Annotated in this window: 22 protein-coding genes; 9 read left to right on the top strand and 13 right to left on the bottom strand. The window is 71.7% G+C overall.

Features of this window, described 5'->3' with window-relative positions:
• Nucleotides 1–34 precede the first annotated feature (34 nt).
• Genes AB0M62_RS22435 through AB0M62_RS22450 form a run of 4 tightly spaced genes read left to right on the top strand, consistent with a single transcriptional unit; the run spans nt 35 to nt 4,103 of the window.
• Nucleotides 35–2,653 (top strand): nitrate- and nitrite sensing domain-containing protein, encoded by a 2,619-nt coding sequence (locus AB0M62_RS22435; RefSeq protein WP_366076052.1) that lies wholly within the window; start codon nt 35–37, stop codon nt 2,651–2,653.
• Nucleotides 2,650–3,087 carry a roadblock/LC7 domain-containing protein gene (locus AB0M62_RS22440; protein ID WP_366076053.1) on the top strand — a complete coding sequence of 146 codons (438 nt, stop codon included), beginning with the start codon at nt 2,650–2,652 and terminating at the stop codon, nt 3,085–3,087. Before AB0M62_RS22435 ends, AB0M62_RS22440 begins: the two co-directional genes overlap by 4 nt.
• A gap of 4 nt (nt 3,088–3,091) precedes the next feature.
• Nucleotides 3,092–3,505 (top strand): DUF742 domain-containing protein, encoded by a 414-nt coding sequence (locus tag AB0M62_RS22445; protein ID WP_366076054.1) that lies wholly within the window; start codon nt 3,092–3,094, stop codon nt 3,503–3,505.
• Nucleotides 3,486–4,103: an ATP/GTP-binding protein gene (locus tag AB0M62_RS22450; protein ID WP_366076055.1), complete on the top strand. Its 618-nt coding sequence runs from the start codon at nt 3,486–3,488 to the stop codon at nt 4,101–4,103. Before AB0M62_RS22445 ends, AB0M62_RS22450 begins: the two co-directional genes overlap by 20 nt.
• A gap of 19 nt (nt 4,104–4,122) precedes the next feature.
• Here the strand turns inward: AB0M62_RS22450 and AB0M62_RS22455 are convergent, their stop codons facing one another.
• Entirely contained in the window at nt 4,123–4,551 is a 429-nt protein-coding gene (locus tag AB0M62_RS22455; RefSeq protein WP_366076056.1) for a PPOX class F420-dependent oxidoreductase, read from the bottom strand.
• A 100-nt stretch (nt 4,552–4,651) separates the two neighbouring features.
• On the opposite strand from AB0M62_RS22455, the gene AB0M62_RS22460 reads away from it, so the two are divergent.
• Both AB0M62_RS22460 and AB0M62_RS22465 read left to right on the top strand, forming a co-directional pair.
• Nucleotides 4,652–5,050: a roadblock/LC7 domain-containing protein gene (locus tag AB0M62_RS22460; RefSeq protein ID WP_366076057.1), complete on the top strand. Its 399-nt coding sequence runs from the start codon at nt 4,652–4,654 to the stop codon at nt 5,048–5,050.
• 86 nt (nt 5,051–5,136) lie between these two features.
• Nucleotides 5,137–5,982, top strand: coding sequence for a DUF6397 family protein (locus AB0M62_RS22465; RefSeq protein WP_366076058.1), 846 nt, complete (start codon nt 5,137–5,139; stop codon nt 5,980–5,982).
• On the opposite strand, the gene AB0M62_RS22470 is transcribed toward AB0M62_RS22465, so the two are convergent.
• The 10 genes from AB0M62_RS22470 to AB0M62_RS22515 all read right to left on the bottom strand — a co-directional run bounded on the left by AB0M62_RS22470 (nt 5,946) and on the right by AB0M62_RS22515 (nt 17,786).
• Nucleotides 5,946–6,377 (bottom strand): YchJ family protein, encoded by a 432-nt coding sequence (locus tag AB0M62_RS22470; RefSeq protein WP_366076059.1) that lies wholly within the window; start codon nt 6,375–6,377, stop codon nt 5,946–5,948. The two genes, AB0M62_RS22465 and AB0M62_RS22470, sit on opposite strands and share 37 nt — an antisense overlap.
• 12 nt (nt 6,378–6,389) lie before the next feature.
• The gene (locus AB0M62_RS22475) at nt 6,390–7,193 is read right to left on the bottom strand and encodes an FkbM family methyltransferase (protein ID WP_366076060.1); all 804 of its coding nucleotides are present in this window, start codon (nt 7,191–7,193) and stop codon (nt 6,390–6,392) included.
• Nucleotides 7,190–7,399, bottom strand: coding sequence for a Trm112 family protein (locus tag AB0M62_RS22480; protein WP_366076061.1), 210 nt, complete (start codon nt 7,397–7,399; stop codon nt 7,190–7,192). Before AB0M62_RS22480 ends, AB0M62_RS22475 begins: the two co-directional genes overlap by 4 nt.
• A complete protein-coding gene (locus AB0M62_RS22485; RefSeq protein WP_366076062.1) occupies nt 7,389–8,297 on the bottom strand; it encodes a DMT family transporter in 909 nt (302 codons plus the stop codon). The genes AB0M62_RS22480 and AB0M62_RS22485 overlap by 11 nt, the downstream gene beginning before the upstream one ends.
• 4 nt (nt 8,298–8,301) lie before the next feature.
• Nucleotides 8,302–9,021, bottom strand: coding sequence for a methyltransferase domain-containing protein (locus AB0M62_RS22490; protein WP_366076063.1), 720 nt, complete (start codon nt 9,019–9,021; stop codon nt 8,302–8,304).
• Entirely contained in the window at nt 9,018–10,418 is a 1,401-nt protein-coding gene (locus AB0M62_RS22495) for a condensation protein (protein ID WP_366076064.1), read from the bottom strand. The genes AB0M62_RS22490 and AB0M62_RS22495 overlap by 4 nt, the downstream gene beginning before the upstream one ends.
• Nucleotides 10,415–14,620 (bottom strand): alpha-(1->3)-arabinofuranosyltransferase, encoded by a 4,206-nt coding sequence (locus AB0M62_RS22500; protein ID WP_366076079.1) that lies wholly within the window; start codon nt 14,618–14,620, stop codon nt 10,415–10,417. Before AB0M62_RS22500 ends, AB0M62_RS22495 begins: the two co-directional genes overlap by 4 nt.
• A gap of 103 nt (nt 14,621–14,723) precedes the next feature.
• Nucleotides 14,724–15,494, bottom strand: coding sequence for a class I SAM-dependent methyltransferase (locus AB0M62_RS22505; RefSeq protein WP_366076065.1), 771 nt, complete (start codon nt 15,492–15,494; stop codon nt 14,724–14,726).
• A gap of 5 nt (nt 15,495–15,499) precedes the next feature.
• A complete protein-coding gene (locus AB0M62_RS22510; protein WP_366076066.1) occupies nt 15,500–16,657 on the bottom strand; it encodes a glycosyltransferase family 4 protein in 1,158 nt (385 codons plus the stop codon).
• Nucleotides 16,658–16,820: 163 nt separating this feature from the next.
• On the bottom strand, nt 16,821–17,786 hold the full coding sequence (locus tag AB0M62_RS22515) for a DUF3068 domain-containing protein (protein ID WP_366076067.1): 966 nt from the start codon (nt 17,784–17,786) through the stop codon (nt 16,821–16,823).
• Nucleotides 17,787–17,952: 166 nt separating this feature from the next.
• Between AB0M62_RS22515 and AB0M62_RS22520 the strand changes: the two genes are divergently transcribed.
• Together AB0M62_RS22520 and AB0M62_RS22525 are read left to right on the top strand one after the other, a co-directional pair.
• Nucleotides 17,953–18,117: a hypothetical protein gene (locus AB0M62_RS22520; RefSeq protein ID WP_366076068.1), complete on the top strand. Its 165-nt coding sequence runs from the start codon at nt 17,953–17,955 to the stop codon at nt 18,115–18,117.
• A 26-nt stretch (nt 18,118–18,143) separates the two neighbouring features.
• Nucleotides 18,144–19,361: a helix-turn-helix domain-containing protein gene (locus tag AB0M62_RS22525; protein ID WP_366076069.1), complete on the top strand. Its 1,218-nt coding sequence runs from the start codon at nt 18,144–18,146 to the stop codon at nt 19,359–19,361.
• Nucleotides 19,362–19,364: 3 nt separating this feature from the next.
• Here AB0M62_RS22525 and AB0M62_RS22530 read toward each other — a convergent pair whose 3' ends face one another.
• A complete protein-coding gene (locus tag AB0M62_RS22530) occupies nt 19,365–20,255 on the bottom strand; it encodes an acyl-CoA thioesterase II (protein ID WP_366076070.1) in 891 nt (296 codons plus the stop codon).
• Between the two features lie 51 nt (nt 20,256–20,306).
• On the bottom strand, nt 20,307–22,820 hold the full coding sequence (locus tag AB0M62_RS22535; protein WP_366076071.1) for a DUF3516 domain-containing protein: 2,514 nt from the start codon (nt 22,818–22,820) through the stop codon (nt 20,307–20,309).
• Between the two features lie 130 nt (nt 22,821–22,950).
• On the opposite strand from AB0M62_RS22535, the gene AB0M62_RS22540 reads away from it, so the two are divergent.
• The gene (locus tag AB0M62_RS22540; protein ID WP_366076072.1) at nt 22,951–23,742 is read left to right on the top strand and encodes a metal-dependent hydrolase; all 792 of its coding nucleotides are present in this window, start codon (nt 22,951–22,953) and stop codon (nt 23,740–23,742) included.
• Nucleotides 23,743–23,750 lie beyond the last annotated feature (8 nt).

The following is a 23,750-nucleotide window of genomic DNA, read 5'->3' on the forward strand; positions in this document are numbered from 1 at the left end:
GCCATCCGCCCCAGCCATCCGGAACGAGGAGGCCATGCGAACACCCCGCAGGACAACGGGCGCCGAGGCTGCGCCGCTTCCCGCGCCTCAGGCCCGCGGACGCCGCGCGCACGCCGGCCCGCCGGCCGACGAACATTCGGCGGAGGAGCAGCTGACCGTTCGGACGAACGGGTCCGCCGACACGCCGGCGGCCAAGCCCCGCGGCTTGCGGCTGCGTCCGCGCACCGTACGAGCCAAGATCATTTCACTGCTGATGGTGCCCGTGGTCTCTCTGCTCGCGCTCTGGGCGTTCGCCACCGTCAGCACCGCCCACGACGTGGCCCGGCTCCAGCAGCTTCAGCGCGTCGACGACGAGGTCCGCAACCCCGTCGCGTCCGCCGTCGCCGAACTCCAGGCCGAACGCAGGGCAGCCGTCCGCTATCTGGCCGCACCGGACGCGGGACGGGCAGCCGAACTCGAACAGCGGGCCGGGAGTACCGACCGCGCGATCGCCAAGCTGCGGCTCGGCGACCGCCACACCGTTGCCGACGCCGGCGACCTGCCGGCCGGCGTCGCCGACCGGCTCCAGCAGTTCGTGGCCGGCGCCGAAGGGCTCCAGGGCGTACGGAAGAACGTGATGGACCGGCGCGCGGGCTGGGACGCGACCTATGTCGCGTACACCCGGGCCATCGGCTCGGCCTTCGCCGTCGGCGGCGCGCTCTCCGGTATCCAGGACGCCGAACTCGGCTCGGACGCACGCGTGTTGCTGGAATTCGGACGGGCGGTCGAGATGCTGGCACGCGAGGACGCGCTGCTGTCCGGCGCCCAGCTCAGCCGCAACCTCTCCGGCGAGCGCCTGCGCCGGTTCACCGGAGCCGTCGAGACCCGGCGGACACTCACCGAGTCCGCGGTCGCCGACCTCCCCGACGCCCAGCGTGCCGCCTGGCGGGTGCTGTCCAAGGGGAGCGCGTACGGAAAGCTGCGCGCCGCCGAGGACAAGGTGCTCGCCGCCCCGCCCGGCCGGAAGGCGGCCCAGGCGGTGCCCGCCGCCGCGTGGGACGAGTCGTTCACCGCGGTCGGAACGGCATTGCGTGAGATGGAGACGGCGGCGCACCGGACGGCGGCCGACCGCTCCGACCCGCTGACCCGCGGAGTCCTCGCCCCGGCCGGCGCCGCCGTGCTGCTGGGGCTCGGGGCCGTTGCCGCGTCCCTGGTGATCTCCGTCCGGATCGGCCGCGGACTCGTCGTCGAACTGGTCACCCTGCGCAACAGCGCACTGGAGATCGCCCACCGGAAACTGCCGCACGCCATGCGCAGGCTGCGCGCGGGCGAAGAGATCGACGTACGGGCCGAAACCCCGCCCGGTCCCTCGGCGGAGGACGAGATCACTCAGGTCGGCGAGGCACTCACGACGGTCCACCGGGCCGCTCTGAGCGCCGCTGTGGAACGCGCCGAACTCGCCAGCGGAGTCTCCGGAGTCTTCGTCAACCTGGCACGACGCAGCCAGGTCCTGGTGCACCGCCAGCTCAACCTGCTCGACGCCATGGAACGTCGGGCCGACGACCCCGGCGAACTCGGCGACCTGTTCCGGCTCGACCACCTCACCACCCGGATGCGCCGGCACGCGGAGAGCCTGATCATCCTGTCCGGTGCCGCGCCCGGGCGGGCGTGGCGGATGCCCGTACCGCTGACGAACGTCGTCCGCGCCGCGGTCTCGGAGATCGAGGACTATGCCCGCGTCGAGGTGCGGCAGCTGCCGGAAGCCGCCGTGAGGGGAGCGGCCGTCGCCGACCTCACGCACCTCCTCGCCGAACTGGTCGAGAACGCCGCTCAGTTCTCCCCGCCGCACACCAAGGTGCGGGTGAGCGGCGAACCCGTCGGCAACGGCTACGCGCTGGAGATCGAGGACCGCGGTCTCGGAATGGGCAAGGAGACGCTGGCCGACGCCAACCGGCGTATCCAGCAGTCGGAAGCCCTCGACCTCTTCGACAGCGACCGGCTCGGGCTTTTCGTGGTGAGCCGGCTCTCGGCCCGGCACGACATCAAGGTCCACCTGCGCACGTCTCCCTACGGTGGCACCACCGCGGTCGTCCTGCTGCCCACCGCTCTGCTGCAGAGCGCCGTCACCACCGGCCCCGTTGCCGCGACCGACGAACCGCCCCGGCGACAGGCGGCCCAGCGCGAGGACCGGCCGGAGCGGCACGGGTCCGCGGCGACGCCGGGGCAGTACCTCGGCGACGGGGCGCTGCCGGGGCCGGCGCGCAACGGGAGTACGTCAGTGCCGGCGCCCGCCTCCCGGCCCGCGCTCGCCGGCGTTCCCGGCACACAGGCCACGCACTCCACCGCGGGCCCGCCTCCGCAGGCGGAGCAGCACTCGGGCGGCACGGCGCCGGACCCGACGCCGCCCGGTGTCACCGCGCTGCGGCTGCGCGGGGCGCCCGGACCGGGCCCCGCGTCGCCGGACATCCCGGGCGCGGCCATCGAACTCCCGCGCAGGGTCCGGCAAGCGAGCCTCGTTCCGCAGTTGCGCGAGGCTCCCGCACCCGATGCGGAGGCCGTCGACCAGGGTCCGGACGGCGAGGACACAGGGCGGCGCACCCCGGAACAAGCCAGAGACCGTATGGCGGCCTACCGCAACGGCTGGGCGCGCGGCAGCGAAGGAGAACAGACATGATCGAGCACCAGAGGACGGGCACCGCTCAGCGGTCCGGGGAACTCGACTGGCTGCTGGACGACCTGGTGGTCCGTGTCGGAGAGGTCCGGCACGCGGTGGTGCTGTCCAACGACGGCCTGGCAGTGGGGGCGTCGAGCGGACTGACCCGCGAGGACGCCGAACACCTGGCGGCCGTGGCCTCCGGTTTCCACAGCCTGGCCAAGGGGGCGGGACGGCACTTCCATGCCGGGAGCGTGCGTCAGACCATGGTCGAGATGGACGAAGGCTTCCTGTTCGTCGCCGCCGCGGGCGACGGCTCCTGCCTCGCCGTACTGAGCGCGGTGACCGCGGACATCGGCCTCATCGCGTACGAGATGGCCCGGCTGGTCAAGCGTGTCGGCGAGCATCTGTACACGCCGCCGCGCTCCGGCGCGCGGCCGCCCGCCGCCGGATGACGCCATGACCGAGGAGACGGACGGCGGCCCGCGGCAGCCGGGCAGCCAGTGGTACGACGCCGAGGCGGGTCCGCTCGTACGCCCGTACGCGATGACCGGCGGCCGGACCAAGCCGGGGCCCAGCAATGTGCGCTTCGACCTGATCGCGCTGGTGGTCGTCGACGACAGCGCGGCCGACAGCGCCGCCGAGTCATTGCTCGGGCCCGAGCACCGGGCGCTGCTCGCGCTCTGCCGCTCGGAGACCCAGTCGGTCGCCGAACTCGCCGCCGACGCCGATCTTCCGGTGGGCGTGGTGCGGGTGCTGCTGGGCGATCTGCTGGAAGCCGGCTATGTGAAGGTCAGCCGGCCCGTACCCCCCGCACAGCTACCTGACGAAAAGATCCTGAGAGAAGTGATCGATGGGCTCCGAGCGCTCTGACGGCACGGGTGAGGACATCACCGCCCTCGCGCTGAAGATTCTGGTGGCGGGCGGCTTCGGGGTGGGCAAGACCACTCTCGTCGGCGCGGTGAGCGAGATCCGCCCGCTGCGCACCGAGGAACAGCTCAGCGAGGCGGGCGAGTCCGTGGACGACACCGGAGGCGTCGGCCACAAGACCACCACGACGGTCGCCATGGACTTCGGACGCATCACCATCAGGTCCGGACTGTCGCTGTACCTGTTCGGCACACCCGGCCAGGACCGCTTCTGGTTCCTGTGGGACGAGCTGTCCCAGGGCGCGCTGGGCGCGGTCGTCCTCGCGGACACCCGGCGGCTCGAGGACTGCTTTCCCGCGGTGGACTACTTCGAGCACCGGGACATCCCGTTCGTCGTGGCGGTCAACTGTTTCGCGGGAGCACGGACGTACGGCGCGCACGACGTCTCGCGTGCCCTCGACCTCGAACGCGGCACGCCGGTGGTCCTGTGCGACGCGCGCGACCGCGACTCGGGGAAGGAGGTTCTGGTGCGTCTCGTCGAGTACGCCGGGCGGGTCCACACGGCTCGGCTGCTGGACTCGGTCGGGCAGCCGGCGGGCTGAGCGAGCCGCAGGGGGCGCTCTAGTCGGCGACGCCGGCCTCGGCGACCACCTTCTCGATCCGTACGCGCACAAGGAGTTCCCCCGGCACGCCATTGCGCGCCCCGAACTCCTCGGCGCGTTCCTCGCCCATATAACGTGCACCGATGCGCGCGGCCCAGTGCGCCACCTGATCCACGTCCTCGATCAGTCGCGCGCGTCCCTGGAGCACGGCATACGCGAACGGCGGGGCGTTGTTGTCGACACACAGAGCCACCCGCCCGTCACGGGCCATATTGCGGCCCTTGACCGTGTTCTGGCCCGTGGTGAAGACCACGTCGTCTCCGTCGAGCAGGAACCAGACGGGAGCGATGTGCGGGCTCCCGTCGGCACGGACGGTGGAGAGCTTGCCGGTGCGGGTGGAGTGCGAGACGAAGTCCCGCCATTCCTCCTGGGTCATTCTTTTCGCCATGGACACATCCTCCTTGCCCGTCGGACGGCGTTGGTGAAGGCTTGCGGGCACATCACGCGTCGCGTGACACAGGTGACCGACCAACGGGGAGGACCGGGAGATGGCACTGCAACGAGGGCTGGACTGGCTGCTGGACGATCTGACGGGACGCGTCGAGCATGTACGGCACGCGCTGGTGCTGTCCAACGACGGTCTGGTCACCGGCGCGAGTACCGGACTCGAACGGGAGGACGCGGAGCATCTGGCCGCGGTCTCGTCGGGGTTGCACAGCCTCGCCAAGGGGTCGGGACGCCACTTCCGAGCGGGCAAGGTGCGCCAGACCATGGTCGAGTTCGACGAGGGAGTCCTCTTCGTCACGGCTGCGGGCGACGGCAGCTGTCTGTGCGTACTGAGTACGGCCGAGGCGGACATCGGTCAGGTCGCCTACGAAATGACCCTGCTCGTCAACCGGGTCGGTGAGCATCTCGGCGTCGCCGCGAGGCAGCCGGGCCGCGACTGAGGGTTGTCCACAGGCGCCGACGGGATTCTCCGTGCTGGGCTACGGTTTTCACAGAGAGTAACCGTGCCTCATGGGGGAGGACTGCCGTGGAATTACAGACGGAGACTGCGGGAAGGCTGCTGGGCCCGGCCCGGGCGGCTGGTGAACTGGCCCTGCGGCGAAGTGAGTTCGCACTCGCTGTGCGGCTGGGCATCATCCGCACGAGTTCGGAGGGCGATGAGCACGGGCGACGGAGAGCGGTGTCCCGGGAGGAGATCGAGCGCCTGCGGGCGACGCAGGACTTTCCCGAGTCGCTGCGCAGCAGGGTCCGGACCGTCGGCACGGCTGAAGGGGCCCAGCTGCTCGGCATCAGTCCGCACCGTTTGACGCGGCTGGCCCGCTGCGGACTCGTCAGTCCGGTGACCTATCGGCTCAACCGCTACCGGGCCGTGGTCTGGCTCTATCTCGCCCATGAGCTGGAGGAGTTCGCGGCCCGTGAGCCGCAACTGCTCAGCGGGCGCTCCACGCCGAAGATGCGCGCCGCACTTGCGGCCGGGGAGGATCACCGGCCGCGCAACTGGCGCGGCCGCCGGGTTGGACTGCTGCTGCGGCAGACCGCTGATCCATGGGCGCGGGCGGCGGCTCTGGCCTGCGTACTCGACTCGGTACAGCTCGCGGAGGTGATCGAGGATCCGTACGAACGCGCCTACTTGCAGCGGCTCGCCCCGCCTCCGGATCCGGGGAGCCCCGACTCGCCCGCCGCCCAAGCGGTCTCGGCACGGCTGCTCTACGCGGACGACCCGGACGAGCTGCTCTGGCACCGGGTCAGCGTCGCTCTCGCCGTGGACGACGCGCGCTCCGCCCGCCCCGCCCCTCGGCCGGGTGACGGCGGGGCGGGCCGGGCGCAGCAGGGCAACTACACCACGACGACGGAGGACAGGGGGCCCACGTAGAGCCAGTTGCCGCCCTCACGGAGGAAGCGGCTCCGCTCGTGCAGTGACCGGGAGTGCGCGCCTTCCTGGTAATGGGCGCGGAACTCCACGGCGCCCTCGCTGTCGAACGGCCCGCCGTCCTTCGTGCCGAGGATCTCCAGCCGGACCCAGCGCTGTTCCGGGTCGAGTACCAGGTGGGTCGGCCTCGTCGTGGGGTGCCAGGTCTGTCGCAGATACGCGGCGTCGCCGGCCGCGAAGGCGCTGAAGCGCGAGCGCATGAGCAGTTCGGCGGTGGGCGCCTTGGCCTGTCCACGGTGAAAGCGGCCGCAGCAGCTCTCGTAGGGCATGCCCAGCCCGCATGGACAGGGCACCTCGGGGGCGATCGCCGTCCGCCGGCGCGCGTTCTGTCTGGCCACGCCGCGATTATGTCAACGTTGCCGGCCTCCTGCGTCAGCCGCTGCCTCCACGCTGCCGGGGCGTCGGGAACCGTGGAGGAAGAGCACCGAGTTGACGTAGCGCCGCCGGAACGGGGTGAGGGTGCGCCGCAGAATGCCGTGTTCGGCGACGTGCGCGGTGCGGGACTGGTGGCCGTACAGGTCGAATGCGGAGAGTGGCAGCCAGTCGCGGCCCGGCAGCACCCAGCCCCGGTAGCCGTGGGCGGCCAGCAGGTTCAGTACCGGTTCCAGTGGCCCGATCCGGGCCTCCAGCTCGATGAGAAGCGCGGGCCGGACACCGTGCAGGGTCTCCTCGGCGCCGCGGAGCACGTTCAGTTCGCTTCCATCCACATCGATCTTGATCAGGGTGATGCCGTGCAGACCAAGACTGTCGACTCGGACACAGGGCACCGGTATCGACCGGGCGTGCAGGTCCCTGCGTACGAGCGACGAGACACCGCGGTTGCCGCGGTCGCCCGGTGGCAGCCACAGTCGCACCGTGCCGCCGTCGCGGTCGGTGGCCGCCGCGTGCACCACTTCGACATTGGGGGGTGTGGTCGCGGCCAGCAGACCGGCGAGGTGGGGGACCGGCTCGACGACCACCACCCGGCGGGCCCTGCGGGCGAGCCGCCGGGACCAGGGGCCGTACCAGCCGCCTATATCGACAGCCGTGCCCCCCGGCGGACAGAAGTCGGCCAGCCGGCGCAGCTCCGGCTCATACCGCGGATACAGCAGATCGGCGCACCTGGCGATAAGCCGGGGCGGCAGACGAGGGGCGATCCGGGCGGCGAGCGTCATGGGGCGATCCGTTTGAGAATCTGCTCGTGCTCCTCGTCGGGCACCCGGACGCCGGAGGACGGGAGCAGCTGGGGAATCCCGTCGATGATCGGATAGCGGCGGTGCAGCCTCGGGTTGTAGAGGACCTCCTCCGGCAGGAGGAGTGTCAGCCGCCCTTTGTCGATCGGGCAGGCGATGATCCGGAGCAGCGGGTCGTCAGGCTTCATGGGCCAGTTCCTTCGCAGGTGCAGGGGGTTCGTCGTGGCGTGGAAGCATCAGCAGCACGGAGACGGCGAGCGCGGTGCCGCCGAGCCGCAGCGCCAGCCGCAGCGGGTCCTCCGGCAGGGACTCGCCGAAGGCGAAAGTGCCGAGCGCGGCCGTGAACAGGCAGGTCACCGTGGTGCACACCGGCACGATCAGAGACGCCCGGCAGCGCTGGAGCGCGGTCTGGGACAGCACCAGCCCGGTGACTCCGGTAAAGAACAGGATGTACGGATACGGGGACCTCAGCAGGGCGAAGACCGCGTCCCCCACACCACGGGTCGTCAGATGACCCGATACGCCCTTGATGGCGAGCGAGCTGACCCCGTACAACAGGCCGACAGCCACGCCGTATTCGACGCCTGCGGTGGGCAGCCGGTGACGGCGACGGGCCCGGCGCTCCACGGCCCAGTACAGCCAGAGTCCCGCCGCGAGTGCCGGCAGGCAGATCAGCAGGACCCGGCTCGCCGAGGCATGACCGCCGACCGCGTCGGAGTCCTGGAGGGAGGCCACGACCATCAGCAGAGCCACGGTGATCATGACCACTCCCCGCCGCTCGCGGCCACTGGGGCGCTCACCCAGCACCACCGAGGAGAGGAGCAGGAGCAGCACGAGACCGGAGACGAAGATGCCCTGCGCGGCGGCGATGGGAAGGGTGCGGTAGACGGCGAGCTGCGCCGCGAAGCCTGCCGCCAGCGCCAGCGAACCGCCGAGCCACAACGGGCTGCCGATGAGCAGCCGTACCACCCGGGCGGGCCGCCCCGTACTCAGTCGTGGCAGTGCGGACAGTGCCCGCTTCTCGAGTACGAAGCCGGTGCTGTAGAAGACGTTGGCCAGCAGGGCCGAGGCCACCCCCCACCACACGGCCCTACACCCGCCTTGCGTGCACCAGGAGGATGGAGGCCATGGACGGCGCGGCACAGGCGGCCCGGTCCAGCAGGCGCAGCGGTCGGGGGACACCATGGAAGGGGGCGCCGGCCAGGGTGACCACCTCGAACCCGGCTGCGGTCAGGAAGCTCCGCAGAGCGCGGGCGGTGAACAGGCGCAGGTGGCCCACCACCTGGGACCCCGGCCGGCCGTGGATGCCGCGCAGGCTGACCTCCGAGAAGACCGGCTGCACCCCGGCGGACAGCAGGACGCGGTTGTACCAGGCGGCCAGGTTGGGGGTGGAGAGCATCAGGTGGCCGCCCGGTCTGAGGACCCGGCGCAGCTCGTCCATGGCACTGTCGGGATCCGCCAGATGCTCGACCACCTCGCTGAACAGCACAGCGTCGGCCGTAGCGTCCGGCAACGGCAGACCTCCCGCGGTCAGTTCACCGCGCACGACATGGTCCATCCGGGTGACTGCCCGGCGCAGGGCGTCCTGGGACCAGTCGATGCCGACCACTCGGTGACCGGCCAGCAGGGGACCGGCCGTGGCCGCAGCCGAGCCGTCGCCGCAGCCGACGTCCACGACGAGGGAGGGCTCATGGGTCAGTACCCGGGCAAGCATGAGTGCCTGGCGGCGGCTGCGCTCGTCGCCGGAGGCGACGGGAACGGACGGGTTCTCGTAGAACCCGCGCAGGCCCGCCGGGAGGGCTCCCGTCATGGCCCGTCACCTCCTGAAGTGGCCGGCTTGGTCGGCTCGGCCGTTGAGTCCGTTGAGGTCGGGGCCGATACGGCCGCCAGGGACTCGGTGAAGAAGTCGCACAGGCGCTGCCCGGCCGCGTCGTCGAGCAGAACCCGCGACCAGCGCAGCGCCAGATGCAGCCGTCCTCCCGTGCTGGCGGTGGTGACGGTCAGCCCGCGGGGCATGCGTGCGGGAGCCGAGAACCAGACGGCCGAAGCGCGGCCCGCTTCCGCGAAGTCCAGCGGATAGGGGATCCGCCCGATGTTGCTGAGCAGCGTCGTCGACGTCCATGGAGCGGCGGCCCGCCGGAGGCCGCGGGTCAGGGCGGCCCGTAGCCCGACGGGCAGGACGGGGGCCGTAAGGAGGCCCGCCGCGTAGCCGAGTTGGGGGCGGGGCCCGGACTTCAGTGCGCGGGTGCGCCCGGCGGTGCGGTGGAGCAGGGCGGCCACTTCCTCGGGGCCCGGCTCCGGAGCGCACTCCTGTGTCCCGAATGCGACCTCGACCAGACGGGTGCCGTTTCCGATGGGCATCCCGGCGCCGCGGGGCCGGTCGTCGACGGGCATGGTGATGCGCATGGGGCGAGGTGGCGCGCCCTGCAGCCGGTTCCAGCGGGCGATCATCAGGCAGGTGGCGACGAGGAGTTGGTCGTTGACGGTGTAGTCCACACCTGCCGGCCGGCGGGGCACCGGCAGGTCGGCCAGCAGCAGGCCGTTTCCGCCGTCCTCCCGGGCGTCGCGCGCGGGTGCCACCCGGGCGGGGCGCGCCCGCCCGCCCGCCGGGGCGGGCAGCGAAGGCCCGGCCTGCCCTGCCGCGCCGGCCGGATTCCGTACGGGTGGCGCCGTGGAGTCGGCCGCACCGCCGTACAACTCGGCGGCTGTGGCCAGGACGCGCAGACACGCGGGCCCGTCAAGGGCGGTGTGGTTGAGCGTCAGCAGCAGCACGCACGCGCTGTCCGTCACGGACGGCCTCACCACCTCCAGCCGCACCGGCGGGGAAGCGGACAACGGTGGGGCCTCGGCCAGGGCTCCGGCCCTCGCCCGCTCCAGCGAGCCGGGCTGGGGCTCCGGAAAACGAACCGGATCCACGTCCGGGGTGCCGGTCAGTTCCCACTCGTAGCGCCGCCGGTACCAGCGGCCGGGAGACTCGCGGATCAGAATCCGCGGGTGCCGGCGCAGCGCCTCGCCGAACGCCGCCCGCAGCCGGTCCGGATCCGGCTGCCGGGGCAGATGCACCTCGATGTGTACGGTCTCGGGCTCGTCCTCCCGGAGGCAGTGCCGGGAGACCTCGTCCACGGTCGGGAACGGGATCCGGCGCGGAGTCCGGCCCGGGGACGGCTCGGCCGGTGGACCGGGGCGGGCGGGCTGCAGGGCGGTCATTTCGGCGGAGCCTCCCTCGGCCGGGGCGGTGCGGTGGCGGGCGGGTCCTGGGTGGGTGCGGTGCCCGGACCGGGTGGCGCGGCTGGGCCGTTGGCGTACGGCGCCCCCGAAGACCACGGGGGCCGCGAGGGCCTCGGGGCCGGCGGATCCGGCTCGCCGGCCGTGGGGACCGGTGTCCCGCCGCGGACCCGCCGGTCCAGGGTGACCAGGGCCGCGCACAGCGCGGTGAGCGCCAGCAGTTGGGCGGCCGGGCCGAACGCGCCGCGGCCGGCGGAGACCGGGTCGCCGGCCCCCGCCGCGGCCACGATCCCGGCGCCCGCCATCGCCACCAGTGCGATCGGCACCAACAGGGCGTGCCGCAGGCGGGCAACCACCGCCAGTGCGGGCACGATCAGCGCGAAGGGGCCGGCCACGACCGCCACCACGAGGGTCAGGGTGACGCAGCCCAGCACCCATCCGGGCGCCGGCGGCTCGGTCCCGGGCCCGTCCGGTGTGCCCGTACGGCGGCGCACCAATGCGAGACCGGCCAGCAGAGTCACCGCCGCGGCGCCGCCGATCAGCCCCGCCTTGTAGAGCACCGCGGGTTCGTACTCGAGCTCGACCGTGCCGCCCGCGCCCGCGGGAATCAGCCAGGCCTGCTGCCAGCCGTCGATCCGCAACGGGATCAGTTTCTTGCCGTCGAGGGTTGCCTTCCAGCCGTCGTTGGCGTTCTCGTACATCTGGAGGTACCCGGCCTCGCCGGCACCGACGGTGACGGACCGCCGGTCGCCGTGCCAGTCGGCCGCGGTGGCCTCCCGCCGTCCGCTCCCGGCGGGCGGCGGGACTTCACCGCGGGTCAGCGTGATGTCGGTGAGGGCGAGGGGACCTTCGTCGCCCGCTTCCACCTCGTGCAGCCCTCGGCCCAGCGGGAGAGTGCCGTCCGGTGTCCGGCAGAGCATGACCTCGACGGGCCTGCGCTCGGTCAGATCCCGCACCGTGCCCGACGCACCCGTCGCGTGCAGGGTGCCGTCTACGGCCACCGGCGGGCCCTCGCCGCACGGCACCGAGAACTGCAGTTCCGGGGCCGGCGGGGGCGTCCGCAGCTCGGCGAGTGCCGGAATGTAGACCTCGCTGAGGCCGACCGGCAGCTGCATCCGGTTGTCGGCAATGGGGTTGTGAACGGTCAGGGGCGCGGCCCGGCTGATGGATATGTCGATCCGGTCCGTGGTGATCGGCTCGAAGCGGGCGAGGCCGTTCTCGTCGACGGCCGCCGTCACCGCGCCGTTCGGGGTGCTGATCAGTATCTGCTCGGGACGGGTGGAGAGCCCGCCCGCGGCCGCGAGCACGATCTCGTCGATCGTCTTCCGGCCGGGCCAGGTCAGGTGGATGACGGGCCGGTCGCCGGCGATCCAGGCGGTGGTCAGATCCTCGTCGACGAGATTGCGTGGGCTGAGGCCGTTCCCCAGCCGGCTCGTGGAGTCGGCGGTCGCCGTGATCTGCCGGCGCTGCCGCGGATCGGCACTGGTGACGAGCCGGTCCAGTGCTTCACCGGGGACCGGCAGGGCCTGAGCGGTGACGGCGTAATTCCCGCCCCGGCCGACGCTGAGCCGGCGGTGCAGGCCCTCCTCGGCAGATACCGGCGACAGACCGCCGGGGTCGCTGCCTCGGTGGAGGGAGAAGACGTCCGCCCGGGCGTCGGTGTCGCCCGCGTCGGTGGGCAGCCGGAGCAGCCGGGTCACCTGGACACCGGGTACGGACACCTCGCTGAAGCCCGCGCCTGCCAGGCCGGCCTTCGGGGACTGCGCCGCGAGTACAGTGATCTTCAGCCACTCGGCCTGCCCGGCGGGAGCTGTGACCGGCTGCGGGTTTCCGTTCGGCTGCAAGGGGCTGTCCTCGGAGCCCTGGTCGGTCTCGACCCGTACGAGGGTGGGAGCGGCCCGCATGCCGTCGCCGGGCAGCGGAGTGAGCTGCAGCGAGGCCGGGATGCCGGTGGGCGAGGAGAAGTCGATGCGCAGCCACTGGCCTGCGGCGTCTCCCGCACTTCCCTCGGCCCACGCGGTCTGGGGGTTGCCGTCGAAGGCGTTCACCGGGTCGTACTGCGGCAGGTGGAACAGCCAGTTGCCGCTGCTGGAGGCGGTGACCGAGTCGGCCCCCCGCAGTACGGCGGTCGTCTGGTGGCCGATGCCCCGCGCGGGCAGGATCTGCCGTGGGCGCTCGCCCGGGTCCTGCAGACTCCCCGGGTGGTTCCGTTCGTCGGCGGTGTAGGTGTACGAGGTATTGCTGTTGACCAGGCCGAACCGGGTGTCGGCGCGGCGCAGCCCGTCCGCGACGTACTGCGCCGCAGGTGCGCCGAGCCCCGGATGGTTGTCACCGGTGAGCACGGTGGGCCGGTCCCGCAGCCGCGGATCGGCGGAAAGTTGCAGCAGCGCCTCGGGGCCGCCGCTGACCACGGCGGTGTCGGCGACCGCCTGCAGGCCGACCGGGCCGGGCCGCCCGGTCCCGTCGGCCGATTCGTAGATCTCGACGGCCTGCATCCGCGGGAAGATGCCCTGGACCTGCAACGGCGTGCCGCTGGGGATGCGGCCGCCGGTGAGCACCGGGTCGAACCCGGCGACCCTGCGGTACCCGGAGGCCTCCAGGGTGCGCTTCACGGTGATCGGCGGAACGTAACCGATCTGGTCCGGGTCGAGGTCGTTCCGTACGACGACGTGATGGAGGCCGGCGCGAGACAAGTAGTCGCGCAGGCCAGGCACTTCACTCCCGCTCATGAGCGCCTGCTCCACCGCGTCCATGGCGCGCCGCGAGCCGGGCGTGCCGAAGGGCACGAAGTCGCGCTGGGCCCAGGGGGATTCGGCGAGCACGTCGAAGGGCTGGTCGATGGGAGAGCCCCACGTGTAGAGGCCGTGGGCGGTGGCGGGGACGACGAGGGCCCGGCTGTCGGCCCCGTTCTTCTCCAGCCAGTCGGCGGCCCGGGTCCACTGGCTCGGCAGCTTCTTGAACGCGCCGGGCTGCAGGATCGACCCGTTGGCGTACGGCCAGGCCAGCCCCGGCAGGACCAGCAGCGCGGCGATCAAGGGGGCGTGGCGCCGCGCTGGGAACGGCCGCGCCCCGCGGCTCACCCCTGCCGCCGCCACCAGGTGCATCAACCCGAAGGCGAGCGCGAGGGCCAGCCCCGGCTGGAACTTGTAGATGCTCCGGAAGGGCTTGAGCGGCCCGTTCAGCCAGTCCCGGACGGTGTCGTGGAACGGGGCGCCGAAGGAGCCGGCGTATCCCGCCAGCGCGATCAGGACCACGGCGAGCACCGTGAGGAACAGCCAGCGGCGCTCGGGCAGATCGCGCCGGGCCAGGCCCCCGAGGCCCAGCGCCGCGGCGAACGCCGAGCCGAGGATGGTGACCGCCGCGGTCGCCACGGTCCAGCCGGCGGGCAGCCACGCTTCGCCGAAGTGGAGATAGGCGACCCAGTTGCCGGCGCCGCGCAGCAGTTCGGTCGCCGACATGGTGCCGGTCGTGGTGTCGGACTGCTCGACGTACGGCATGAAGTCCTCGCCGTAGACGCCGAGCAGCAGCAGCGGGACCACCCACCAGGCAGTGGCGAGCAGGACACCGGGTATCCACCAGGCGATCAGGGCCCGCTTGCGGGGACCGGCCGGCCGGCTCAGCAGATAGAGGCCGACGGGCAGCAGCGAGGCCAGCGTCGACGCCGCGTTGACCCCGCCCATGAAGGGGATCAGCAGCGCGGAGGTGGCCGCGGCCACCCGGGGACCGGTGCGGGTGCCGGTGAGCGGCAGCAGCACCCACGGAAGCAGCGCGCCCGGCAGCGCGGCCGCCGAGGTGGAGCCGACGACGATGGTGAACATCGGCCACAGCGCATAGCAGGCGGCTCCGAGCAGCCGGGTCCGCGCGCTGCCGATGTCCAGCCGCTCGGCGAGCCGCAGCGCGCCCCAGAACGCGGTCGCCACGATGAGCGAGAGCCACAGCCGCTCGGCCAGCCACACCGGGATGTGGGCGAGGTCGGTGAGCGCGTAGTAGGGGAGGGTGGGGAAGGCGTATCCGGCGTACTGGTTGGAGAGCCCGCCGAAACCGGCGCGGCTCTGCCACAGTTCACCGAGGTCGCCGATGAACCTCCATGGGTCGGCGACCACCCCGAGTTTGGTCTCGAAGGTCATCCTGCCCGGTGACACGGAGAGGAACGCGACGAAGACCGCCGCCCAGAAGCCCAGCAGCCACGATCTGCGCCGCGGCCGGCCGGCCGGCGGCGGGGGTGGCGGGGGTGCAGCAGCCGACCGGGGCTGCCCTGGCCGGCCGCCCGGGGGGAGAGTCGTCGTCTCAGCCACGGGTGCCTCCCAGTGGGCTGTTCATGGCTGCCGCCGTCTGTGTACGGCGCCGCAGGATGAGGAGGAGGTTCCAGGTGGCGATCTCGCGCAGGCCCGGGACCCGGGTGACTGCCTCGGCGAGGAACGGCCAGTACCGGGAGCGGGCCGATACGACGCTCACGTCGTCGCGGGCGCGGACCTGCCGCAGGGTCGGACCGATATGGATCGCGAAGAGGTTCTCGCCGAGGGTGTGCTTGGCGGGGTGTCCGGTCCGCCTCCGGTACCGGGCGCGGGCGCGGTCCGCGCCCAGGTAGTGCCAGGGGGCCCACTCGTGACCGCCCCAAGGCGAGAGCCAGTTGGTGAACGAGACATAGATCAGCCCGCCCGGCCGGGTGACGCGCACCAGCTCACTGAGGAACGTCTGCGGGTCGGCGACGTGCTCCAGCACATTGGAGGAGAAGCAGACGTCGGCGACGCCGTCGGCCAGAGGCAGCAGATAGCCGTCGGCGACCACCGAGCCCGCCGTAATGCTGCCCCGCGCGCCCAGTTCCCGCAGATCGGGCTCGAACAAGTAGCTCTGTGCGCCACGCCGGCGGAACTCCTCGGTGAAGTGGCCCCGTCCGCCGCCGACGTCCACCACCAGCCGGTTGTGCAACGGCATGCGGCGTTCGATCTGCTCGGCCGCGTCCTGGGCGAGCAGGGTGTAGCAGCGCTCGGGGTCCGTCTGCTCGCGCATGAACGCCCGGAACAGAGCGACGGATCTACGGATGGAGGGATCCCTCAAGCCGTTCACCTCCGCAGCATTGCGGCCTCCGCGGCCGCCGCCCGGAACTGCCGGACCGTGGCGCCCCAGCGGAAGTGCGCGGCCCGCCGTCCGGCCGCGCGGCCGAGCGCGGTACGCCGCTCGGGGCTGAGTGCCAGCGTGCACCAGGCGGCGGCGAACGAGCTCTCGCCGCGGGCGAGTACACCGGTGACCCCGTCGTCGATGGAGTCTCTGAGTCCGGGCACGTCGAAGCCGACGGCGGGTGTACCGCGGGCTGCCGCCTCGGTCACCACCAGGCCCCAGCCCTCGACGAGGGAGGGGTGCAGCAGGACCCAGGCCGCGCACAGCAGCCGGTGCTTCTCCGCCTCGGTCACCCGGCCGGTGAAGGTCACATCCGGACCCGCGAGGGCCTCCAGCCGGGTTCGTTCCGGCCCGTCACCGACGATGACGAGCCGGCCACCGGTCACCGGTCTGACCCTCTCCCACAGCCGTAGCAGCAGGTCGATCCGCTTGTACTCGACGAGGCGTCCCATCGCGAGGAACAGCGGCTCCGCCGACTTGGGGGCGAGCGGTCCCGGCTCCTCGACTCCGTTGTGGACGAGGCGGATCCGGTCGCGCGGGACGCCGAGGCCATGGAGCGCGTCAGCCGTGGAACCGGAGACGGCGACCAGCAGGCTGCCGCTGTGAGCGCGGGTCAGCGCCCAGCGTTCGAGCTTTCGGCCGATCCGGGCGGCCGGGCCCGGGAAACGCTCACCCCAGATGTCGGTGTGGACGTGGTTGACCAGGCAGAGCGTCGGTCCGCGGTGCCACAGCGGGGCGAGGTACGGCATGCCGTTGCACACCTCGACGAACAGGTCGCAGTCGCCGACCTGTCGTTCGAAGGCGCGGCGGGCGTGCAGGAAGTGTCCGGCGTCGCCGCCGGCGGAGACCACTCGGTAGTCGCGGAAGGCGGCGGGGCCGCCGCACAGGAGCGTGACCTGGTGTCCGTGGGCGGTGAGCCCGTCGGCGATGCGGTCGATGAGGAGTTCGGAGCCGCCGGCGGCGGGGTTGCCCAGGTCGCGGCGGGCGAGGAAGACGATCCGGCGGGGATGCGGGGGAGGGCCGGACGGCGTTTCGTACTCGGGGGACTTCAGGGGGCGGTGCGGGTGTGGAGCGCGCAACGTGGGGGGTACGTGCTGGGGCATTCGAGCTCCAACTCGTCTCGGGGTGCGGGGACGTCGGTGAGGGTGAGCGGCGCGAGCGGGCTGCGGCGGGGTGGGGTCCTGGGGTTCGTAGTGTTCGCCCCGCTGTTCGATGCCGCTACTCACCCCGGTGACAAATTTGACCCGCCCGGGAGCTGACACATCATCATATTGTGACGGATTGCTGCGGATTCGGACGTTCCCTGCCGCGCGTGACAAGTACGGCCCCGAAGACCGCCAACACCAGACCGGCCGCTCCGCCGGCGCTCGGTGCCGTCACCCCGACCACCCGCAGTCTGCCGCTGTCCGCCTTCGCCATGTCCACCTGTTCGCGCTGGGTGCCGGGGGTGAACTCCAGTCCCGCGCTGTCCAGCAGGACCACCTTGGCCTCAGCGGCACCAGGGGCGCGCAGCGTCTTGCGAGGGGCGATCGTGGCGTTCATGATGCGGCCGGTACGCCGGTCGACGACAAGCTCGATACCGGCGTTGGCGTACCACTCCTCGGCATGGACCTGGCTCTGCTTCGGCAGGCCCACCAGCCGCCCGGGAACCTGTCGCGTGCCCGTCCGGGTGTCCTTCACGGCCCCCGTGAAGCGGTAGCCCTCGTACCCCGCCACCCGCCTGGTGCCACTGAACTCCAGCTGCACGGTCGCTCCCAGCGTGCTGTCCCACCAGCGGTAACCCCGCTTCTGCACATCGAAGGGAAACTTCAGGTACGCCTCGCCCTGATACTCCGGCCTCTCCCCGCAGCAGTGCACCGGAGCGTTGGTCCGGCGGTCGGTCACCCAGCGCTCCAACGTCCACTGGTACGACCGGCGCGGATCGCGGAAGGCCAGCGTGTCGGGAGTGTCGATCGTCGTGGAGACGTCCCACACCGCCCGCCCGCTGCTCTCGCTCGCGGCGACATCGCCCAGCACCCGCCGGGTGATGGTGATCGGTTGCGCCTTGACGGGTCTGAGGGTCCTGGTGTCGAAGTACTCGCCGCTGCCGGTGAACACGGTGGTGACATCGACATCGGTCGGGGTGCGTTTGGCACGGGGCTCCACGTACCAGGCCAGCAACGGAGCCAGTACGAGCAGAAAGACGCCGACACCCAGCAGGACCAGCGACAACGGCGAAGCGGTACGACGCATTCGGGTACTCCCGGGCGCGAGGGTGGATTCAGGACGGTGTGCGTCTGTACGGGCCAGGGACCGTAGGCGCCCTCTTGACGGAGTGTCAATGGGCCTCACAGACTGGGCAGTCGCCGAGCCGGTGCCGCGGGGCGGGGTGCCTTCCGACCGAGAGGCTCGCTGAACCATGCACAGACTGACCGCTGCCGTGCTGACCACCATGGCCGCCGCTGTTCTCGCCGTGGGGGCCGCCTTCGGCATTGTCGCCGCCCTGAGCGCCACCCCCGAGCAGCCCAATGTGCCCCTCGTCTCCTTCGAGACGGGCCGGCCCCCGACATCCCCGCAGCCGTAGCCGACCAAGCAGCGAGGGAGGAACCCATGGCCGTCCGCCCGGCCTGGCGGGACGTTCCCCGCCTGCGTGCGCGCAGATTCGCCGCCCTCGCCATGGCTGAAGTGCCCGCCCTGGCCCAGGCCATCCTGACGGAGATCCGCAAGGAGTACCCGGGACTGCCGCTCGCCGTCGACGACTCGGGCGAGCCCATGGCCCTGGTCGGCATCCGCCGGGCCCTGGAGGACTTCGTGGACCACCTCGTGGAGGAGGACGGAGCGAACGGACGACGGCTCGAAGTCTTCCAGGAGTTCGGCCGCGGCGAGGTGCTCCAGGGCCGCAGCCTCGACTCGCTCCAGGCCATCTACCGCCTCGGGGTCCGGCTCGCGTGGCGCCGCCTCGCCGAGATCGGGCAGCAGGTCGAGATCCCGCCGCCGGCCATGTACGAGCTGGTGGAGTCGGGCTTCGAGTACCTCGACGGGCTCGTCGCGCAGTCCGTACGCGGCTACGCCGAGGCCGCCGCCCGCCAGGCCGGCGAACGGCTGCGGCTGCAACGGCGGCTGATCACCCTGATGCTCAGCGAACACCGCACCGACCCCACCGACGCCCTCGCCGAGCAGGCCCGGCGCATCGGCTGGCCGCTGCCCGAACGAGTCGCCGTCGGGGTCCTCCTGCGCCCCGCCCCCGAGTCCGTCGCCCCGGCAGTGGGGCAGGACGTGCTGCTCGACATGGAGTACGAGCAGCCGCGCATGGTCGTCGCCGAGCCGGACGCGGCCGGACGCCCCGAACTCCTCAGGCGCGCCATGACGGGCTGGTCCGGGGCGATAGGACCGCCCGTTCCGCTCGTCGAGGCGGCCAAGTCGCTGCACTGGGCCTGGGCCGCCGTACGCCTGATGGAACGCGGGCTCCTCCCGGCCGGTCAGGTCCTGCACTGCACCGAGCACACCGAGGCGCTGGTGCTGCTGCCGCCGGAGGAACTGATCGAGGACCTGGCCCGGCGCTGCCTGGCACCGCTCGACCAGTGCGCCCCGGCGCACAGCCGGCGGCTCGTCGAGACCCTGCTCGCCTGGCTGGAGACACGTGGTGGCGCCCCCGAGATCGCCGCCAGGCTCGGGGTCCACCCGCAAACCGTGCGCTACCGATTACGCCAGATCCGCGAACTGCTCGGCGACGAGGTGGACGATCCGGACCGGCGCTTCGAACTGGAGCTGGTGTTACGGGCCCGCCGCCTGCGCGCCGCACGCGCCGCCCCGGGACGCGGGCGGTGAGCCTTACTGCCCGTCCGCCCGGCTCGGGTCGTACGGGCGGAACAGCCCCTCCTGCACCACCGAGACCAGCAGCCTGCCCTCACGGTCGTAGATCCGGCCGCGGGCGAGACCGCGGCCGCCGGTGGCGATGGGGGACTCCTGGTCGTACAGGAACCATTCGTCCGCCCGGAACGGGCGGTGGAACCACATCGCGTGGTCCAGCGAGGCCATGTCGAAACCGCGCGGGCCCCACAGCAGCTCGACCGGAATGCGTACCGCGTCGAGGAGCGTCATGTCGCTCGCGTACGTCAGGGCGCAGGTGTGCACCAGCGGATCGTCGCCCAGCGGCCCCACCGCGCGCATCCACACCGCGCTGCGCGGGTCGGCGTCCTTGACCTGCTCCGGGGTCCAGCGCAGCCGGTCCACGTACCGGATGTCGAAGGGCTGGCGCCGGGCCATGCGCTCCAGTGCCTCGGGGAGTGCGCCGAGATGTTCGCGGATCTCATCGGTGACCGTGGGCAGCGACTCGGGGTCGGGGAAGTCCAGCCGGGGCGGCAGCTGGTGCTCGATACTGCCCGCCTCCGCACTGTGGAAGGAGGCCGTCAGGTTGAAGATGGTGCGGCCCTGCTGCACGGCGACGACCCGGCGGGTGGTGAAGGAACGCCCGTCCCTGACCCGTTCGACCTGATAGACGATCGGCACTCCCGGACGGCCGGGCCGCAGGAAGTAGGCGTGCAGCGAGTGCACCGGGCGGTCGCCCTCGGTCGTACGGCCCGCGGCGACCAGGGCCTGGCCGGCGACCTGGCCGCCGAAGACGCGCTGCAGGGACTCCTGCGGGCTGCGCCCGCGGAAGATGTTCACTTCGATCTGCTCGAGGTCGAACAGGTCCACCAGCCGTTCGGCGGGGTTCGTCATCCGCAGTTCTCCACTCCCGGAACCTTCACACTCGCAGAGCTTTCGGGGCCTTCAGAGCTGGCCGACGGCGGTGACCCGGACGACTGCCCGGCCCTCCTCGTCGGACGCCGCGAGGTCGACCTCGGCGCCGATGCCCCAGTCATGGTCGCCGTTGGGGTCGGCGAAGGTCTGCCGGACCCGCCACAGACCGTGCGCCGGGTCCTCCTCGATCATCAGCAGCTTCGGCCCACGGGCGTCGGGGCCGGTGCCGAGGTCGTCGTATTCGTCCCAGTACGCGTCCATCGCCTCGCCCCAGGCGTCCTCGTCCCACCCGGACTCGGCGTCCATGTCGCCGAGTTCGGCCACGTTGTCCAGAGCCGCCAGCTCCACCCGGCGGAACATGGCGTTGCGCACCAGGACGCGGAAAGCACGGGCGTTGGCGGTGACCGGCTTGACCTGGTCGGCCTTCTCCTGCGCCTCCTCGGCCGTCTCGACCTCCGGGTTCGCGAGTTGCTCCCACTCGTCGAGAAGGCTGGAGTCGACCTGGCGGACCATCTCGCCGAGCCAGGCGATGAGGTCCTGGAAGTCCTCGGACTTCAGGTCGTCCGGAACGGTGTGTTCCAGCGCCTTGTACGCGCTCGCCAGGTAGCGCAGCACAATGCCCTCGGTGCGGGCGAGTTCGTAGTACGAGGTGAACTCGGTGAAGGTCATGGCCCGCTCGTACATGTCCCGGATCACGGACTTCGGCGAGAGTGGGTGGTCGCCGACCCACGGATGGCTCTTGCGGTACAGGTTGTAGGCGTGGAAGAGCAGCTCCTCCAGCGGTTTGGGGTAAGAGACGTCCTGGAGCCGCTCCATCCGCTCCTCGTACTCGATGCCGTCGGCCTTCATGGCGCCCACCGCCTCGCCGCGCGCCTTGTTCTGCTGGGCGGCCAGGATCTGCCGGGGGTCGTCGAGTGTGGACTCCACGACGGAAACCATGTCCAGGGCGTACGAGGGCGATTCCGGGTCCAGCAGGTCGAAGGCGGCGAGCGCGAAGGTCGACAGCGGCTGGTTGAGCGCGAAGTCCTGCTGGAGATCCACGGTCAGCCGGATGGTCCGGCCCTCCGCGTCGGGTGTGTCGAGCTGTTCGACCACCCCGCCGTCCAGCAGCGAACGGTAGATGGCGATCGCCCGGCGGATGTGGCGGAGCTGGTTCCGGCGCGGCTCGTGGTTGTCCTCCAGCAGCCGCCGCATCGCCTCGAAGGCGTTGCCGGGCCGGGCGATCACCGACAGCAGCATGGTGTGGGTGACCCGGAAGCGCGAGGTCAGCGGCTCCGGGTCGGAGCCGATCAGCTTCTCGAAGGTCGACTCGCTCCAGGCGACGAACCCTTCGGGCGCCTTCTTACGGACCACCTTGCGGCGCTTCTTGGGGTCGTCGCCCGCCTTGGAGAGGGCCTTCTCGTTCTCGATGACGTGCTCGGGAGCCTGGGCGACGACGAAGCCCGCCGTGTCGAAGCCGGCCCGCCCGGCGCGTCCCGCGATCTGGTGGAACTCGCGGGCGCGCAGCGTCCGTACCCAGTTGCCGTCGTACTTGGTCAGCGCCGTGAACAGCACAGTGCGAATGGGTACGTTGACCCCCACGCCCAGCGTGTCCGTGCCGCAGATGACCTTCAGCAGACCGGCCTGTGCGAGCTTCTCCACCAGTCGGCGGTACTTGGGCAGCATGCCGGCGTGGTGGACGCCGATTCCGTGACGCACGAAGCGGGACAGGTTCTGACCGAACTTGGTGGTGAAGCGGAAGTTGCCGATGAGGTCGGCGATCTTGTCCTTCTCTTCGCGCGAGCACATGTTGATGCTCATCAGCGACTGCGCCCGCTCGACGGCCGCGGCCTGCGTGAAGTGGACGATGTAGACCGGCGCCTGCTTGGTCTCGAGAAGCTCGGTGAGCGTCTCGGTGATCGGGGTCAGCCGGTACTCGTACGAAAGCGGAACCGGCCGGGTCGCCGAGCGCACCACCGCGGTCGGTCGACCGGTACGGCGCGTCAGGTCCTCCTCGAACCGGGACACGTCGCCGAGGGTGGCGGACATCAGGATGAACTGCGCCTGCGGCAGCTCGAGCAGCGGAATCTGCCAGGCCCAGCCGCGGTCCGGCTCCGCGTAGAAGTGGAACTCGTCCATCACCACCTGACCGACGTCGGCGGACCTGCCGTCGCGCAGCGCGATGGAGGCGAGCACCTCGGCCGTGCAGCAGATCACCGGGGCGTCGGCGTTGACGGACGCGTCGCCCGTCAGCATGCCGACGTTCTCCGTGCCGAAGAGCTTGCACAAGTCGAAGAACTTCTCCGAGACCAGCGCCTTGATCGGAGCGGTGTAGAAGGTGACCTTGTCCTGGGCCAGCGCGGCGAAGTGCGCCCCCGCCGCGACCAGGCTCTTTCCCGAGCCGGTGGGCGTCGAGAGGATCACGTTCGCCCCCGAGACCGCCTCGATCAGCGCCTCCTCCTGAGCCGGATACAGGGTGATGCCCTGATCCTCTGCCCAGGACGAGAAGGCTTCGAAGAGGGCATCGGGGTCGGCATCCGGCGGCAGCTGATCAATGAGGGTCACACCCCCCATCTTGCCTGGCTTCCCCCCGGATGAGGGAACCGGTCGGCTGCAGGAAGATCATGGCCGATACGCTGTCCCGTCAACTGGGCTTCAGCACAACAGCATCGCGAGCAACGGGGCGGGAACGATCATGATGGGACCGGCGCACTCTCTGTCAGGGGCAGCGGCCTGGCTGGGGGTGGGTGCCGCCGCCGCGGCGGCCGGCCACACGATGCCGTGGCCCGTGCTCGTCGTCGGAGCGCTGATCTGCGCGGGCGCAGCGCTCGCCCCCGACCTGGATCACAAGTCGGCGACCATCTCGCGCGCGTTCGGGCCCCTGTCGCGTGGGGTGTGCGAGATCGTCGACAAGCTCTCCTACGCCGTCTACAAGGCGACCAAGAAGCAGGGGGACCCGAGGCGGTCGGGTGGGCACCGCACGCTCACCCACACCTGGCTGTGGGCCGTGTTGACCGGCGCGGGAGCGTCGGCCATCGCCGTCACGGGCGGCCGCTGGGCCGTCCTCGCCCTCCTCTTCGTCCACCTGGTGCTCGCCGTCGAGGGACTGCTGTGGCGGGCCGCCAGGATGTCGAGCGACGTCCTGGTGTGGCTGCTCGGCGCGACGAGCGCGTGGATTCTCGCCGGCGTCCTGGACAAGCCGGGGAGCGGCGCCGACTGGCTCTTCACCGCCCCGGGTCAGGAGTACCTCTGGCTGGGCCTGCCGATCGTGCTCGGCGCCCTGGTGCACGACATCGGCGACGCGCTGACCGTCTCCGGCTGCCCGATCCTGTGGCCCATCCCGATCGGCCGCAAGCGCTGGTACCCGGTGGGCCCCCCGAAGCCGCTGCGCTTCCGGGCGGGCAGCTGGGTGGAGCTCAAGGTTCTGATGCCGGTGTTCATGCTCCTGGGAGGAGTGGGCGGCGCGGCGGCCCTGAACGTGATCTGACGTCGGGC

This window comes from Streptomyces sp. NPDC051219 (genome assembly GCF_040682335.1).
Lineage (GTDB): Bacteria > Actinomycetota > Actinomycetes > Streptomycetales > Streptomycetaceae > Streptomyces.